General features: G+C 33.7%; 17 protein-coding genes. 14 read left to right on the plus strand and 3 right to left on the minus strand.

What is annotated here, in order from left to right; all coding sequences use genetic code 11:
- The first annotated feature begins 238 nt into the window (after positions 1-238).
- The 3 genes from JFT95_RS10005 to JFT95_RS10015 all read left to right on the plus strand — a co-directional run bounded on the left by JFT95_RS10005 (position 239) and on the right by JFT95_RS10015 (position 4,153).
- Positions 239-1,771, plus strand: coding sequence for an SMI1/KNR4 family protein (locus JFT95_RS10005; protein ID WP_016120195.1), 1,533 nt, complete (start codon positions 239-241; stop codon positions 1,769-1,771).
- 224 nt (positions 1,772-1,995) lie between these two features.
- The gene (locus tag JFT95_RS10010; RefSeq protein ID WP_050001356.1) at positions 1,996-3,306 is read left to right on the plus strand and encodes a phytoene desaturase family protein; all 1,311 of its coding nucleotides are present in this window, start codon (positions 1,996-1,998) and stop codon (positions 3,304-3,306) included.
- Entirely contained in the window at positions 3,284-4,153 is an 870-nt protein-coding gene (locus JFT95_RS10015) for a sigma-70 family RNA polymerase sigma factor (protein WP_002127376.1), read from the plus strand. Before JFT95_RS10010 ends, JFT95_RS10015 begins: the two co-directional genes overlap by 23 nt.
- A 34-nt stretch (positions 4,154-4,187) precedes the next feature.
- Here JFT95_RS10015 and JFT95_RS10020 read toward each other — a convergent pair whose 3' ends face one another.
- A complete protein-coding gene (locus JFT95_RS10020; protein WP_002085567.1) occupies positions 4,188-4,346 on the minus strand; it encodes a hypothetical protein in 159 nt (52 codons plus the stop codon).
- Positions 4,347-4,651: 305 nt separating this feature from the next.
- On the opposite strand from JFT95_RS10020, the gene JFT95_RS10025 reads away from it, so the two are divergent.
- The 3 genes from JFT95_RS10025 (at position 4,652) to JFT95_RS10035 (ending at position 7,564) form a co-directional block, all read left to right on the plus strand.
- The gene (locus JFT95_RS10025) at positions 4,652-5,245 is read left to right on the plus strand and encodes an O-methyltransferase (protein WP_201053624.1); all 594 of its coding nucleotides are present in this window, start codon (positions 4,652-4,654) and stop codon (positions 5,243-5,245) included.
- Between the two features lie 348 nt (positions 5,246-5,593).
- A complete protein-coding gene (locus JFT95_RS10030) occupies positions 5,594-6,706 on the plus strand; it encodes a toxic anion resistance protein (protein WP_002085564.1) in 1,113 nt (370 codons plus the stop codon).
- Positions 6,707-6,730: 24 nt separating this feature from the next.
- Entirely contained in the window at positions 6,731-7,564 is an 834-nt protein-coding gene (locus tag JFT95_RS10035; RefSeq protein WP_149190499.1) for a DUF3974 domain-containing protein, read from the plus strand.
- Positions 7,565-7,620: 56 nt separating this feature from the next.
- Here JFT95_RS10035 and JFT95_RS10040 read toward each other — a convergent pair whose 3' ends face one another.
- On the minus strand, positions 7,621-9,180 hold the full coding sequence (locus JFT95_RS10040; RefSeq protein ID WP_201052111.1) for a glycoside hydrolase family 10-like protein: 1,560 nt from the start codon (positions 9,178-9,180) through the stop codon (positions 7,621-7,623).
- A gap of 226 nt (positions 9,181-9,406) precedes the next feature.
- Here JFT95_RS10040 and JFT95_RS10045 point away from each other — a divergent pair, with 226 nt between their 5' ends.
- The 7 genes from JFT95_RS10045 to JFT95_RS10075 all read left to right on the plus strand — a co-directional run bounded on the left by JFT95_RS10045 (position 9,407) and on the right by JFT95_RS10075 (position 15,781).
- Positions 9,407-9,712 (plus strand): PTS sugar transporter subunit IIB, encoded by a 306-nt coding sequence (locus JFT95_RS10045; RefSeq protein WP_000865895.1) that lies wholly within the window; start codon positions 9,407-9,409, stop codon positions 9,710-9,712.
- Between the two features lie 11 nt (positions 9,713-9,723).
- A complete protein-coding gene (locus tag JFT95_RS10050; RefSeq protein ID WP_201052112.1) occupies positions 9,724-11,007 on the plus strand; it encodes a PTS sugar transporter subunit IIC in 1,284 nt (427 codons plus the stop codon).
- Between the two features lie 78 nt (positions 11,008-11,085).
- Positions 11,086-11,352, plus strand: coding sequence for a hypothetical protein (locus tag JFT95_RS10055; protein ID WP_016126936.1), 267 nt, complete (start codon positions 11,086-11,088; stop codon positions 11,350-11,352).
- 22 nt (positions 11,353-11,374) lie between these two features.
- The gene (anmK, locus tag JFT95_RS10060; RefSeq protein WP_201053626.1) at positions 11,375-12,526 is read left to right on the plus strand and encodes an anhydro-N-acetylmuramic acid kinase AnmK; all 1,152 of its coding nucleotides are present in this window, start codon (positions 11,375-11,377) and stop codon (positions 12,524-12,526) included.
- A gap of 18 nt (positions 12,527-12,544) precedes the next feature.
- Complete coding sequence (locus JFT95_RS10065; RefSeq protein ID WP_002127406.1) at positions 12,545-13,444, plus strand: BadF/BadG/BcrA/BcrD ATPase family protein; 900 nt, start codon at positions 12,545-12,547, stop codon at positions 13,442-13,444.
- A 135-nt stretch (positions 13,445-13,579) separates the two neighbouring features.
- Positions 13,580-14,128, plus strand: coding sequence for a glycerol-3-phosphate 1-O-acyltransferase PlsY (plsY, locus tag JFT95_RS10070; RefSeq protein ID WP_002127407.1), 549 nt, complete (start codon positions 13,580-13,582; stop codon positions 14,126-14,128).
- Positions 14,129-14,197: 69 nt separating this feature from the next.
- On the plus strand, positions 14,198-15,781 hold the full coding sequence (locus JFT95_RS10075) for an aminotransferase class V-fold PLP-dependent enzyme (protein ID WP_201052113.1): 1,584 nt from the start codon (positions 14,198-14,200) through the stop codon (positions 15,779-15,781).
- 127 nt (positions 15,782-15,908) lie between these two features.
- Here the strand turns inward: JFT95_RS10075 and JFT95_RS10080 are convergent, their stop codons facing one another.
- Entirely contained in the window at positions 15,909-16,046 is a 138-nt protein-coding gene (locus JFT95_RS10080) for a DUF3956 domain-containing protein (RefSeq protein ID WP_002127410.1), read from the minus strand.
- 343 nt (positions 16,047-16,389) lie between these two features.
- Between JFT95_RS10080 and JFT95_RS10085 the strand changes: the two genes are divergently transcribed.
- The gene (locus JFT95_RS10085) at positions 16,390-16,602 is read left to right on the plus strand and encodes a hypothetical protein (protein ID WP_000416118.1); all 213 of its coding nucleotides are present in this window, start codon (positions 16,390-16,392) and stop codon (positions 16,600-16,602) included.
- Positions 16,603-16,618: the final 16 nt, after the last annotated feature.

Here is a 16,618-nt window from a genome sequence, read left to right on the forward strand (position 1 = left end):
CCCGCCTTTCCTATGTTTTAATGCAATCTGAAATTAGGGTATGAGTCTAGTTATTGAAATGTGAAAGTGAGGATGGTTTTAGTTCGTTAAATAATAAAGTTGCAAGTACATATGCAGTATGATTGAATTTCGATGAAATAGTATAAAATAAGTTTGGTTGCGAGAAAAAGCTCCTTTAATTACAATTAATGTAATTAAAGGAGCTTTTTTATTAGTTAATAAAAAGGGAGTGTGGGAAATGAATAATCTAATTATAAAAGAGTTAGAAGTTGAATTGAAAAATCACTTTAAACCATTTTTGAATGCACCTGCAACAATAGAAGAAATTCAATATGTCGAAAGTGAAATGGGAATTTCGTTTCCAGATGAATTACGTATGCTTTATCTCACGCATAACGGTGAAGTTAAATCGGGACCAGGATTGTTTTTTGGTTTGCCATTTCTCTCTTTAGATGAAGTTTTGAATGAGTGGAGAGTATGGAAAAGAATTGAAGAAGAGGAGTTTTTAAATTTTGATGCATTTTCAATACCAGCAAAATGTATTAAGGAAACATATGTGAATTACAAATGGATACCTATTAGTAAGGATTATGGCGGTAACAATATAGGAATAGATGTTGATCCGGATGAAAAGGGGGAAATGGGACAAGTTATTAATTTTGGACGAGATGAAGAAGTAAAATATGTAATGGCAAATAGAATTTCAGATTTTTTACTATTTATTTTACAAACGCTAAAAGATAAAAATTTCACCATTCACCAAGAGGAAGACTATTTATATTGGAGTTATGGTGCTAACAACAATATACATTTTTTAGACGCATTATTTAATATTGAATTACCTGTTTTACATCCTCAATTTATATTTCAGTCTGAAAATAATGTTAAAGATTGGTACGATAGTTTAGATGGAGAATGGAAAAACATTGTGGGTTCTTCTGAACGTGCGGATAAATTTATTAGAGAGAAGAGACTATATTTAGGTGGAAAGGGATTAGTAGATATTAGTCCATTACATATATGTACGGAAGTAAGGGAACTAATTTTATCTGGGAATGAAATTAAAGATTTAACAGGATTAGAACGAATGAATTCTTTAAAGAAGTTATATTTAGTTAATAATCCGGTGCAAGATTTAACGCCAATCATACATTTACAGCACTTACAAGAAATGAATATAAAGAATACGAGGATAAATAATCTATCGGCACTTGTAGAAATATCATCATTAAAAAAATTAGATTTTTCACAGACTAATATTCAAGATTTTTCGTTACTATCGCAGTTTCAAAAGTTAGAATCGCTTACTGTACATATTTCAAATCGCGAGCAGCTCTATGCAATTTCAAAAGTAGATACTTTAAAGCATTTGTATATTTTAGGTTTAGAGAATGTTAGTGGATTGGATTTACTTGTTTTACAAAATTTAAATGACTTAATAACAATTGAATTTGAAAATAGTACCATTGATAATTTAAATTGCTTTCAACATAATACGTCAATTCAAAATATAAAGTTGAAAGATACAAAGGTAAAGGATGGATCGGCATTAGGTAGAATGAGAGGACTAAAGGAATTAGAATTAGATGGAGCAACAATTGAAAATATTGAAATGGTTTGTTGTTCTAAGTCATTAGAAACATTTACAGGCTCGTTTGAACAATTTCATATGTTAAAAGACTCATTTGATAGAAAAATAGATTTTTCAAAAATAATAGGAGAAATGAGTGAAGAAGAAAGTGAAGTTTGGTACCAGCATTTAAGTGATTAGGAAATAATATTATTATGTAAACAAGATTGTTTGTAGAAGTTGTCACTGTTACTATTTTGAAAATGTTCACCAACACTTTCTGGAATATAAATTAGTTTTAAGCCACTGTTTGACAGTTGATTCTGCAATGGAGTGGTTAGGAGAAATAAATTATGTGTAACTGAATGTCACATCCCTCCTAATTCGTTCGTCTTGTATGTAGAACGATAAGGAGGGATTTTATTATGAAAAAGTTTGATGTAGCAATTGTTGGCGGGGGGCTTGCAGGGTTAACAGCATCTATATATTTAGCGAAAGAAGGAAGGAAAGTTGTTGTATTAGAAAAATCAAGCCGTTTTGGTGGCAGAGCGATGACAATAAATAAAAATGGCATATATATGAACCTTGGAGCACACGCTTTATACCGCGGAGGAGAAGCGTTCTTAACATTTAACGAGCTTGGTATGAATCTTACGGGAGGAATGCCGTCCACGAAAGCACACGGAATATGGAAAGATGACGTATATACTATCCCAACGGATTTTCGCTCCATTTTATCAACGCCGTTACTTTCATGGTCAGCTAAAATACAATTTTCTCGCCTTATGATTCATTTAGGGAAATTGGATATAAATATGATTCCAAAAATGAGTCTTTCTGTATGGGCAGAAAAAGAAATACAGGATCCTATGGTACGAAATATGTTTTATGCGTTATGCCGAACAACGACATACACATATGCTCCTACAATGCAATTAGCATCATCAGTACTAAAGCAAATTCAGCTTTCTATGAAAGAAGGAGTATTTTATGTAGATGGTGGCTGGGAGACGATAATAACAAAATTAAGAGATATAGCGAATAATGTTGGGGTGCAATTTCAGGCTAGTAAGCATGTATTGGAAGTAGAAAATTGTGAAGGTGTACAAAAAATTCGTTGTTCGGATGATGAAGTATTTGAAGTTGATGCAGTCGTCGTGACGATTCCACCTAAAGAAGCTTGTAAAATAATAAAAGGTGCAGAAGGAACAAGTTTGCAAAAATGGAGTGAACAATCAATACAAGTGACTGTGGCAGCGTTAGATATTGGTTTGAAACGATTACCGAATCCATTGCATCATTTTGCATTGGGGTTAGACCAACCCATATTTTTTACGAATCAATCAAGAGCAGCTAAATTAAGTGAAGATGGAGCACTTGTAGTGAGTTTAATTAAGTACCATAATCCTATGCTTGAGATAAATCATTTTCATGATGATCAAGAACAGTTAGAAAATACGATGGAATTGCTACATCCTAATTGGAAAAGAGAAGTTGTTGCAAAGCAATATTTACCGAAAATAACGGTAGTACATGATTTTCCTCATATTGACCGTGTTGAAAAACCAGGCCCTAATATACCTGAAATGCCAGGTGTTTACGTTGCAGGAGATTGGGCTGGGCATGATGAAATATTAGCTGATGCTGCGGTAGCAAGCGGGAAACGTGCAGCGTTACACATTTTAAAGCAATTAGAAAGTGAGGCAGTTCATCATGGAAACGGAGCAATTATATGAAGCGTATCAACCATTATTATTTTCATTAGCATATAGAATCCTTGGGAGTGTTATGGACGCTGAAGATATCGTTCATGACGTATTTATCGCGGTAAATAATATAGAGGATGTTCAATCTATAGAAAATATGAAAGCATATTTGTGTAAAATGGCGACAAATCGTTCAATTGATACATTACGTTCGGCAGCGCATAAACGTAATGTATATGTAGGGATGTGGTTACCAGAGCCATTTGTGGAAGAGTCTGATGAGCCAGCAGAGTCATTTGTAATGAAAGAATCAATTTCTACGGCATATTTATTACTTTTACAACAATTGTCTGAGGTAGAAAGGGTTGTTTTCATATTAAGAGAGGTTTTCAGTTATGACTACGAGGAAATAGCTTCAATTGTTGATAAAAGTAGTGTGAATTGCCGGAAGATCTTTCAACGCGCACGAAAAAGTATTTTAGATAAGCCGAAGCAATCAACATTAAGTACGAAGAAAATGGCTGCCTATGTGGAAAAGTTTGTATCATCATTACAGCGTGGGGATACGCAAGGCATGTTAGAAGTATTAAAAACAGATGCGATATTTAAAGCAGATGGTGGTGGTAAAGTTACAACTGCAATTAATCCGATTTATTCTGCAGATAAAATTATACGTTTGTTCTTTGGAATTGCAAAACGATTGCCAGAAAAGTATAGTGTTGATTTCAAAATAGTAAATGGTGCACCAGGCGTTATAGTTACAATAAATAATAAAGTGACGTATGTACTTTCATTCATATTTGAGGATGAGAAAATTTCAAACATTTATATGATGGTTAATCCTGAAAAACTTATGCACTTAAATGTAACAGTATAAAAAAAGACGCATTTCTTTAGAAGTGCGTCTTTTTTTATTTTTCTAACATTTCAAGAGGTACATCTTTTTCGCCGGCTACCTCGAATTTAATTTCCCCGTCTTCTTCATAAATGCGTTTAATAATCGGTATAGTTATCATTAGTTTTTTATGCTGTTTACGTCTTCTAGCAGCATCTAAGTTAATCACGTTCATGTGTAAGCATCCTTTCTTACAGAAATATATAAACAAAAGAAAATGCGTCCGAAAAGGGCGCTTAGTTGAATTAGAAATACCGATTCATTTAAATGGGGTTTAGATTATCTTATAATTGAAAACTGATTGTAAAATAATGTGAATTAAATAATTGCACGTAGAAATTAACTTTACCAAAAAACGAAACAATATGCTATAAAAAATTTTAATTCTTTGTCGTATAACAGGAAAAAGGTGTGCATTTCGCATATAATGAAAAGTAGACGGGCATCATGTACTTTTTCATCATATTGCTTGGAAAGGCGATGGAGAAAATGAATACTCTAGATTCATTATTATTGCAACTTGAACAATATGGAGAAGAGCATGATCGACATAAAGAAAAAAGAGAAGAAAAATTAAGAAATATTTCTCGTGAAATGGGGCAGTTTTTATTAGTATTAGTAAAGGGGTGCAATGCAAAAAAAATTTTAGAAATTGGAACTTCAAATGGCTATTCTACATTGTGGCTAGCAAATGCGGTAGAAGAAACAAATGGAAATGTTATAACTGTAGAACTTTCTTCAGAACGGGTTGGAGAGGCACTTGGAAATTTTGAAAGGGCAAATCTTACACAGAGAATCGATATTCATAATCAAGAGGCTGGGGCATTTTTAGATTCGCAAGTAGATCGTTCATTTGATTTTATTTTCCTAGATTCAGAGCGCACGCAATACATGTGGTGGTGGGAACATATAAAACGTATTTTAGAGCCAAAAGGTTTTCTTGTAATTGATAATGCAACTTCTCATGCGGGGGAATTAGCTGGATTTATAAAGATGATTGAAGAAGACGTTACGTTTGAAACCGTGTTATTAGCTTTTCAAAAGGGAGCATTTGTTGCGCGGAAGAATAATTAGAAGTGGACCTAATATAATTATCACATTGAAAGATAGTATATGTCAAAAGATAGAGCATTGTATGAATTTAAGAAGGTAACTAAATGGAATTTCAAATTAATAGTCAGTGGTGATAAGTAAGGTAAGCTATGAAGAATCCGTCTTCAGTATGTTGTTCTCTAGGTCTTAAGTCTGAGGAAAATAATGACGAGAACAGGTATACTTATACTATGAAACAGGGAATGACTGCATAAGCAGGTATTTCTTGAAAAATCGATTTCAAGCAAGCAAAAATGTATATGAAATACGATATATTAGATGAAATATAGTGCACATAAATTCGCACATATAAATAAAGGAGCGATTTTGTTGACTGAACTCGAGAAAAAAGAACCTGTATCGATTGTGAAAGATAATAATGTAGAAGTAGTAGTGGATACAGTAATAAAAGATGCAGAACTTGAAGAACTGAATAAAGAAGCAGATCTTTATGTACAAAAGTTAAATAGCGAGCAAAATACAGATTTATCAAAAGTATTGTCGCAGCTTGGAGACTTAGGGGATAAAGAGCAGCAAGCGGCAGGACAAACGCTATCAGCTTTAAAACGTCCTGTGACAGCGATGATGAATGGAAAGAATGAAGAAATTCCAAATACATTGTTAGAATTACGAAAAGTGGTATCAGAACTTGATCCAAACTCATTAAAAGCAACTGGTATGAAGAAACTTATGTTTAAAGTGTTTAAGAAAAATCCGCTTGAAAATTACGTGCATAAATATCAATCTATAGATAAGCAAATCGAGGAGATTATAAGATCACTTCTCATTGGCCGTGATAACTTGCAAGAGGATACGGTTGGTCTTGAAATGTTAAAAGAGCAATCACACGATAAAATTCACGCTCTTGATAAACAAGTATACTTAGGAAGAAAACTTGCTGGTATGCTTGAAGCTGAGAAACAAAATCCAGAACGTCAAAGGGATATTCCGTTAATAAATGATGCATTAGAAAAGATACTTGTGCGTACTCGTAATATGCAACAAGCAAAAAGTGTATTATTACAATCTATCGCATCTGTAGACATCATTAAGAAAAATAATGAAAAGCTATCAGAGGCAATTCGTAATGCAATTACGATGACGCAAAACGTTATAACGGTTTCAGCTGCAATTCAGCTCGCATTAACAAATCAACGTAAAACAATTGATGCAGTTAATGCGACAAATGAAGCGATTGAATCAATGGTATTAAGCAATTCTCAAGCATTAAAACAAAATACAGAAGAAACAACAAAACTCCTTGAAAATCCTGCAATTAGCATGGATAAATTACGTGAATCATTCCAAAATGTATTTGCCGCTATTGAAGCATCTGAGAAATCGTCAGAACGTATTATTGAGTCTAGTAAGAAATTTGTAATTGAACTAGATACATTTAATGATGAGATGAAGCAGAAACTCATTCAGCGTCCAAGGAAATAACAGACTTTTAGAGGAGGTGAAAAAATGAGTTTCATTCAAGGAGTATTATTACTATTAGGATCATTACTTTTAATCGCATTTACTGTCGTTGTTTTAGTTGTATACTTCGGACGTAAACTTTATTTTTCATGGACGAAACCATATAAGAGAGCACAAGATTCCATTGAGAAATTATCAAACAAATCGACACCTTTTTTACAAGAGTTTACGCAACATCCACTCTTTTATCGCTGGATTCGTACGGAAGGAAAGAAAGAACAACATACATTGAATACTCTTTTCTGTACATCAGGTCAACGTACGAGAGAACAAGTATTTTCAATGTTACCGAAAGAAAAACAGAAAAAAGTGCATGTAATGGCAAAAACAACGAAAAAGCTTACAAATGAAGATATTGATATTGCAACAATGAAAGTGAAAGATTTCTTAAGACAAGAAACGCAGCAAACTGTAAAACCGACAGACTTATCGTTTTATAAATTGTATTTCTATGATCGATATCCAGATGCATTAAATACAATTCAAGCATATAAACGCTCGATTAATCCTTCACTACAAAGAACGGTTGATGACATTACAATTTCAGTATTAAATGCATTGCCGTACTATCAAGAACAACGCATGTTTGAACAACAACATAAACTTGAAACGTTCTTAATGAAAGATTTAACAGCGATGTTATCATTAGTGGTACAATTACCACCATCACAACGTCCTGAAAAAGAAGAAGAACTAAAAATATACTTGCAAAATTTCCAAAAAGAAATGGAAGTAGTAGAGCGTGATATTCGCGACTCCATTGATCATGATTTGAATGTGAAGATGAGAGCAGCGACTGAGAAGTTTAAGAATAAATAAAAAAGGCGCCTTAAAAGCTAAGTATTTCTCAGCTTTAAGGCGTTTTTTTTGAGATTTTATTTTGCCTTAACGGTAGTAAAACTAGAAGGAATGCTTTCATTATGCAATCGATCAACTGCAGTTACCACATACGTATACGTTTCTCCAGAAATAGCCGTTTTATCTACGTAAATTTCTCCAAGTTTTGTTTTTCTTACAGTAGTAAGTAAATGTTTTGGGTTTTGTATATCCACTTCATTTTTTCCATTCACACGGTAAATGGCGTAATAAGAAGAGTCATTATCTCTATTGTCAATTATTCCTACGGCAATACCTTCATCTCTTGGAATGGCACCTTTTAAAGTAGGTTGTTTTGGCGGATCATGATCAAGCCAAGGCATGGATGGGATTAATGCAGGATGTTTATATATGTCTTTTGAGAGTCTATCTTTAATTTCTAGTGGGTTGTTATTTATATCTTTTAAGCTGAAATGCATGCTACCTTTTATTTCAGGATATTGACGATTTAAAGCGATTTGCTTTGGATATTCTTCAGGATCAGACCAAGCAGGGACAGAGTTGTTATTAATTTTATAGGCCGCTTGACCGATGTATAGGTGAATCGGTTTGTTATTTGTTTCTTTTACCCACCAATCTACTAATATATCATATGCAGCAGGTGTGAAACCTATATTCCAATATATTTGAGGTGTGATGTAGTCAATATAGCCTTTTTGTATCCATTCTCTTGTGTCTGCATATAAATCATCATAGTTTCTTTGTCCGGCAGTTGTGTTAGAGCCGGTGGAATCGTCAGCAATATTTCTCCAAACACCAAATGGACTTATACCAAACTTTACATATGATTTTTCTTGTTTAATAGCAATGTTTAATCCCCTTACAAGCTCATTTACATTGTTACGTCGCCAATCTTCTATGTTTGAAAACTGACCATTATTATACGTTTTATATGTTTTTTGATCAGGAAATTCTTCGCCAACTACTTTATAAGGGTAAAAATAATCGTCCATATGAATTGCATCAACATCATAATTTTTTACGATTTCTAAAGCGCCTTCCGTTATAAAGTTTTTCACATCTGGAATACCAGGGTTGTAATATAGCTTCCCGCCGTAAGGTACAACCCAATCGGGATGTTGTCTTGCAGGGTGATTATTTGATAATCGATTTATATCAGTGTGATTCATCGTTATTCGGTATGGATTAATCCATGCGTGGAATTCTATATTTCTTTTATGTGCTTCTTCAATCATAAATGCGAGCGGGTCGTATCCAGGGTCTTTTCCTTGTGTACCCGTAATGTATTCAGACCAAGGACCGTAATTTGAAGGATAGAAAGCATCAGCAGTCGGTTTAATTTGTACAACGACTGCATTCATACCAGTGTTTTTTACATCGTCTAATAGTCTTATAAATTCTTGTTTCTGCTTTTCAATAGGTAAGCCAGTTTTTGAAGGCCAATCAATATTGAGAACAGATGCTAGCCATACAGCGCGTAATTCATGTTTTTTGTAAGTAGTATTTACTTCAGCATAAGTAGAGTGAGGGGAAATGAAAGAGAAAGGAGTAAACAAGATGACGATATAGCACATCATTACTAAACGTTTCATAATCATTTATACGCCTCCCTATTATACGATTATTTAAAATAATATATGATGTTAGGTTGGCCCTGCAATTGAGAAAAATAAATATTGAAACATTAATTTAATAGGAAAAATATTTTTAGTGAAATTTACTTTCAGTATAACTAAATCGTTTCATTTCTTCATATGCTTGTTAGTAAAGTGAAACTTTCTTTCATTTGAAAGAAACAATTTATAAGTATAGGAGGATTCAATAATGAAAGTTTTATTCGTTTGTTCTGGAGGAATGTCCAGCGCAATTGTTGTAAACGCTTTAAAAAAAGAGGCGGAGAAAAAAGGTGTAAACATGGAAGTCCATGCCATTGGAACAAGTGAGATAGAGGAAGAAGTAAAGAATGGCTGGGACGTTGTAATGGTTGCACCTCAAGTAAGACATAGATTTGACTCTGTTAAAAAATTCGCAGAAGAGGAATCTATCCCGTGCGGTATCATACCGCCACAAGCATACACGCCGCTTGGCGGACCGACTTTATTAAAAACTGTAAATGATTTAATTAGTTAGGGGGAAGCGTTATGAATAAATTTGTCACGTTTCTTGATAGAAACTTATCTGGACCGATGGCAAGGCTTTCTGAACAGAGGCATTTACAAGCAATCCGTGATGGAGTTATTTCAGCGTTACCATTTATTATTGTAGGAAGTTTCTTTTTAATCGTAGCATTTCCACCATTACCGAAAGATTGTTTCATATCTGTTTGGGCATTAAAAAATCAAACAAGTATATTAATACCATATCGTTTAACGATGTTTATTATGTCTTTATATATAGCATTTGGAATAGGGTATAATTTAGCGAAAAGTTATAAGCTAGATGCTTTATCAGGAGCACAGCTTGCAGTATGTTCATTACTATTAACATTAACGCCTGAATTAATTGATAAAAAAGGGTTTATGCTTCCGATGACAAATCTCGGAGGTCATGGATTATTCGTGACAATGATTGTTTCTATTTTATCAGTTGAGATTTTAAGATTTTGTAAGACAAAAAATGTAATGATTAAAATGCCAGAACAAGTACCGCCGTCTGTTTCACGTTCGTTTGAAGCACTTATACCTGCTGCATTCGTTATTATTTTAATGAGTTTAGTAACTGTCGTTTTTAGTATTGATTTACATCATGTAGTTGATAAATTAGCGGCACCGTTAGTAAAAGCTGGTGATAGTTACTTCGGTGTAATCATTCCAGTGTTTTTAATTACATTTTTTTGGTCATTCGGAATCCATGGTGTGTCGGTTGTTGGAACTGTTGCTCGGCCATTATGGGAAGTATACTTAGGGAAAAATGGTGAAGCAGTTGCTAGTGGAGCAGATCAGTTACCATTCATATCACCAGAGCCGTTATACCAATGGTTTATATGGATTGGCGGTTCTGGTGCGACGTTAGGGCTTGTATTAGCTATGATTGTATTTGGTCGATCAAAATATTCGAAAGCATTATCAAGAACTTGTATTGTTCCTGGTATTTTTAATATTAATGAACCTGTTATTTTCGGATTACCGATTGTACTAAATCCAATTTTAATTATCCCGTTTATCATTACACCACTCGTAACAGCAACTGTTGCATATTCAGCAACTGCGATGGGATTTGTAACGCCAACACATATTATGCCGCCGTGGACATTACCAGCTCCAATTGGTGCATATTTAGCAACAGGTGGGGATTGGAGAGCGATTGTACTCGTATTTATAAACATAACAATATCATTCCTTATTTATTTACCATTCTTTAAAATGTACGACAAAAACATGCTTGAAATTGAGAAAAATGGTGATGGGGAATCTGTTAATCCGTAAGTTTAATATTTTATTTTTGAGTGATAGGCATTTTGTCTATCACTTCTTTCACATGAAGTCCAGAGAGGGTGAAATGGAATGAATATAAAATTTAGTTATAAAGGTGTATTCTTATTATTATTTGGAGTGATATGTGCGAATTTCCTTTTCGTACCTTTATTAAGAATGCTACATCTATCACAAATGCATAGTATATGGCTCGTTACAAGCATTGCGGCAAGTATTTTGCTTACAGTAGTTGTTTCTTTTATTGATGGATCGTTTGCATCAAAAGCTCAGTTATTTTATAGATTTATATTATTTTCGATCGGTTGTACGTTTGTAACTTACATGATTGTTTTTTAGTAAAGGGGAGGTCATGCATGCTATGTATATTGCAGGGATTATGTCCGGTACTTCATTAGATGGAATAGATGTAGCACTCGTTCATATAGAAGGAAGCGGTGTAGGTTCTAAAGTTGAACTCATCCATTTTACTACTGTGCCATTTAGTAATGATATGAAAAATGAGATCCAGCAGGCATTATCAATAGAAAATTCAAATGTACAACTCATATGCAGTTTAAATTTCAAACTCGGTTTATGCTTCGCCAATGCTGTAAAGGAAGTTTGTAAAGAGGCCAATTTTCCTTTGGGACAATTAGATGTAATTGGTTCTCACGGACAAACGATTTATCATCAGCCAAAGCAAGAAGGCAAGAGTATTTCTTCGACATTGCAAATTGGAGAACCAGCAGTTATAGCATATGAAACGAACACTACGGTTATCTCTAATTTTCGAACGATGGATATGGCAGCAGGGGGACAAGGTGCACCACTTGTGCCATATTCAGAGGTCATTTTGTATCGTCATCAAACTAAAAATAGATTACTACAAAATATTGGCGGAATCGGTAATGTTACAGTAATACCAAGTCATCTAAGTGATAAGAGCGTTATTGCTTTTGATACTGGCCCAGGAAATATGGTAATCGATGATGTATGTCAAAGATTATTTCAGTTGCCATATGATCAAAATGGTAGGATTGCAAAACAAGGAGTAGTTGTAGATGAAATTTTGACATATTGTATGAACCATCCATTTTTGAAAATGAATCCACCGAAATCAACTGGTAGAGAACAGTTTGGAGAAGAGTTTGTAAGTGAATTATTGAAGCGGTTTGAAAAGCATGGTAAAGAAAATCTTTTGAAGACTGTCACGATGTTTACAGCAAGTTCAATTGTTCATCATTATAAGGAGTTTATTCTGCCGTATTATGAAATCGATGAAGTAATTTTAGGTGGTGGGGGCAGTTATAATCGTACACTTGTTGAAATGATACGAAATGGATTGAAGGAAGAAAAGTGCGCGATATTCATTCAAGAAGATATAGGCTATTCTTCAGAGGCGAAAGAAGCAATCGCCTTTGCGATATTAGCAAACGAAACGCATCATCGTAATCCGAGTAATGTGCCAAGCGCAACAGGTGCAAAGCAATCTGTAGTTTTAGGGAATATAACATTCCCTCCAATAAGATGATGAAAATGAGGCGAACATATGAAGTATATGATTGGAGTAGATGGTGGGGGCACGAAGACAGAAGCAATTGCATTTGATCAAGACGGAAACGAAGTTGTAAGAGGTACGAGTGGGTTTGGAAATATATTAATAGATTATGAAAAAGCAGTTTTGCATATTATGGAGGCGATCGATCAATGCAAGAAAGCTTTAATAGATGGGCACTGCGTTTGTATTTGTTTAGGGTTAGCGGGTATAAGTGGAGCGAATACAAATGAATTAACATTACGATTAATAAAGAAATATGAAACGAAAATTGAAGTTTTTAATGACGCAATGATTGCACATGCAGCTGCTTTAAAAGGTAAGAATGGAATATTAACTATAGGTGGTACAGGTGCAATTTGTATAGGAAAGAAAGACGAAGTGTACGAGTATAGCGGTGGATGGGGACATATTTTAGGGGATGAGGGAAGCGGTTATTGGATTGCGTTACAAGGTTTAAAGAGAATGGCAAATCAATTTGATCAAGGAGTTAGACTTTGTCCATTAAGCTTAAGGATTCAAGACGAGTTTCGACTTTTAACATCATCTCATATAAAAAGACTAGTATATAGTTCTTCAAAAGATAAAGTTGCAGCAATTGCACCATTAATTATAGAGGAAGCGAGGAATGGGAATGATGATGCACATAAAATTATTCTGCAAGCGGCTAAGGAATTAACGATAATTACGGTGAATATTTACAACAAGATGCAGTTTGATTTATCACCTTTAATTGCAGTTAGTGGTAGTATATTGTGTTCAGTACCTGAAATATATGCTGAATTTAAGAAATGCTGTGAGAAAAGTATGGGAGAAGTTATATTCGTGTCACCATCAGAAATGGCAGTGAAAGGAACATATCATTTAATGAAGGGTGTATATTTTATAAAATAGAAGTATGAGAATTTTTGTATGATTTGTAAAAATATGATGTTAAAATATACAAAGGGATGTAAAGCAAGAAAAAGTACAATATACATAGTCATTGAATATTGTATAAGTACTCCCATGTAGAAAGTGAATGATTACATGATTAATAGTATGCAATTTTTGTATTTGGTGGCTTCTTATTTATTTGGAAACATATTGACCGCTTATATAGTAACGAAATGGAAACATAATGTTGATATTCGTGAAGAAGGAAGTGGTAATCCTGGCGCAAGAAATATGGGGCGCGTATATGGAAAAGGGTCTTTCGTCGCTACATTTTTAGGTGATGCGATCAAAGGGGCAATCGTAGTTTCTATTGCAAAATACCTTTTCGAAGATTCTACATTTGTAATGTTAGCTTTACTGGCTGTTATACTTGGACATATTTACCCAATTTTATTTAAAGGCAAGGGCGGAAAAGGCATTTCAACATTTATTGGAGGTTTAATTGCATTTGATTATTTGATAGCGCTTACTCTTATTGCTGTTTTCATTATATTTTATTTAATCTTTAAAGGATTTACTAAGCCCGGACTAATTACAATCGCTTGTTTACCAGTTTGCATGATTTTGTATTCTTACTCTATTGTTACGACTATTTTAAGTGCACTTATCATTGTACTTATTTTATATGTAAATCGAGAATGAAATGAACTTTTAATAAGTGGAGTTAATCTCCACTTATAATTTTTATTAAATACATAAAGGAGATACAACATGGGGTTAATTTATAAAGTTGCTGATCAAGCTTGGGAATTTGAAAGTATACAAAAATTGAATTATAAAACATTTGTAGAAGAAATTCCGCAACATGAAGAAACGAAAGATCGTGTTCGTATATATCGTTTCCATGAAGAAAATACATATTTAATTTGTTTAGATGACGATAAGTTAGTAGGTATGGTTGCATTGCGAGGAAAACGACCATTCTCGTTAGATTATAAAATTCCAAATCTAGATTTTTATTTGCAAGAACATGGAGAAAATGTATATGAAATTCGTTTACTTTCAGTAGAACGTGAATATCGAAATGGAAGAGCATTGTTAGGTTTAATTCGCTTTTTACATCGTTATTTGCTGCTAAATGGATATGAATTGGCACTCATTTCGGCTACAACACGTGAACTACCTTTATATGAGCAAATGGGATTCAAATCTTTCCATACGTTAGTTGGTACTGAAGAAGCAGCCTTCCAGCCAATGTATGTTACCCCAGCTATGTTTGAAGAGTCGAGTGTTGGGGGGATTATGACGAAAGAATATACGTTTTTACCTGGTCCAGTGGATATTGAAGAAAATGTTCGAAAGGCATTTTCTACTAAGCCTATTTCGCATCGTTCTAAGTCATTTCAAGTGACAATGGAAAATGTAAAAAAACGTTTACTGCAAATAACAAAAGCAAAACGTGTGCAAATAATGTTAGGAACAGGGACGTTAGCGAATGATGCCATTGCTTTACAGTTGAATTCTTTAAAAGGGAAAGGACTAGTTTTAACAAATGGGGAATTTGGAAATAGGTTAGTGGGACATGCAACACGTGCGCAATTACATTATGATACGCATAAAAAAGAAATGGCAGAGCCGTTTCTTTATACAGAATTAGAAAAAATAATGGCAACTGGAAATTATGAATGGCTTTGGTTTGTTCACCATGAAACATCAACTGGAATGTTAAATAATTTAGAAGAACTAAACATTCTTTGTAAAAAATATCAAATGAAACTATGTGTAGATTGTATAAGCTCAATTGGAGCAATACCAATAAATTTGAAGGATGTATATTTTGCAAGTGGTGTTAGCGGAAAAGCGATTAAATCATATACAGGATTATCTTTCGTTTTTCATAACCACATTGTAAAAGTAAACGAGGCAGTACCTGCTTATATGGACATTGGTATGTACGAAGAAAATGAAAGTATCCCATACTCCCATTCATGGAATTTAATTTATGCATTGCAAGAAGCATTGAAGCGACTTGAAGATGAAGAGGCATTTGAAAAAATAAAAGAGGCGTATGCTTATATTGAACAAGCTATTAATACTATGGGTTTAAAGCTTGTTTCACCTAAAGATCATGCCGCTCAAATTGTTCTTACCATTCAATTAAACGAAGGGCAGTGTTCTAAGGCAGTAGGTGATGCATTAGCATTACAAGGATATATTGTTCATTATGAATCAGCATATTTACAAAAGAATAACTGGATTCAAATAGCATGTCTGAATCACTATAAAGAACGTGATATGAAGAGGATGTTAAATTGTTTGCAGATGTGTGTGTTAAAGAAAGTTCTTTTAACGTAAATGCTTGTATATTTATTATATAATTTCTACAAGGCTATGAGTCACACTTGCTAAGTGTATAGAAGTGCATTTTTTGACAAGAGTTTAAAAGAGAGCGAAAGCTCTCTTTTAAACTTACTTAAATGAATTACCCACAGATTGGAATACCGAGAACTCTCAAAGCTAGTGCTACTTGAAGAGTAATTTCCAATCTAGCAATTTCGATGCCAGCAACTGTGAGTACTAAAAAAGGTTGGCCGTTTACGAACACAATACAACTTTCCATATATACGCCTCCTTTCTAGTGATCTACTACAGTATATGAATGAAACTGTAATACGTTATAGTTGGATTTATGAATTTTATAAAAATAATAGATTTACCCTATGTTTACGAAACAAATGGAGTTTCATAGTGTTAATAATTTAATTGTTAGACAAGGAAGCATCTATAATAAGATGCTTTTTATTATATTTACGTTTCAGCGTGACAATAAATAAAGTTAATCAATGACGAATTGAGAGGGAAATATATTGATAAATATTTGTATGAGGTAAACTAAGAAGGTTTTAGAAAAACGAAAAGGAATTTTTATACTTGTAACATAAAAATTCTAGGGGGATGTTAATATGGAAAAAACTATGATGGTAGAAACAACAAACATGATGATGTCTATGGAAAAAATGATGTGTGAAATGAAGTGTATGAAAATGATGATGAATAACATGATGCAAATGGATGTAGAAATGGATAAGGCAATGATGGTGAAAATGAATGAATGTGATGAAATGATGAAGACTACTATGTCTATGATGAAAGCGATGAAAGAGAAATGTTGTTGAAGTAGCAAAGTATAGC

It is taken from the genome of Bacillus sp. TH17, from assembly GCF_016651125.1.
GTDB classification, from domain to species: Bacteria; Bacillota; Bacilli; order Bacillales; family Bacillaceae_G; genus Bacillus_A; species Bacillus_A mycoides.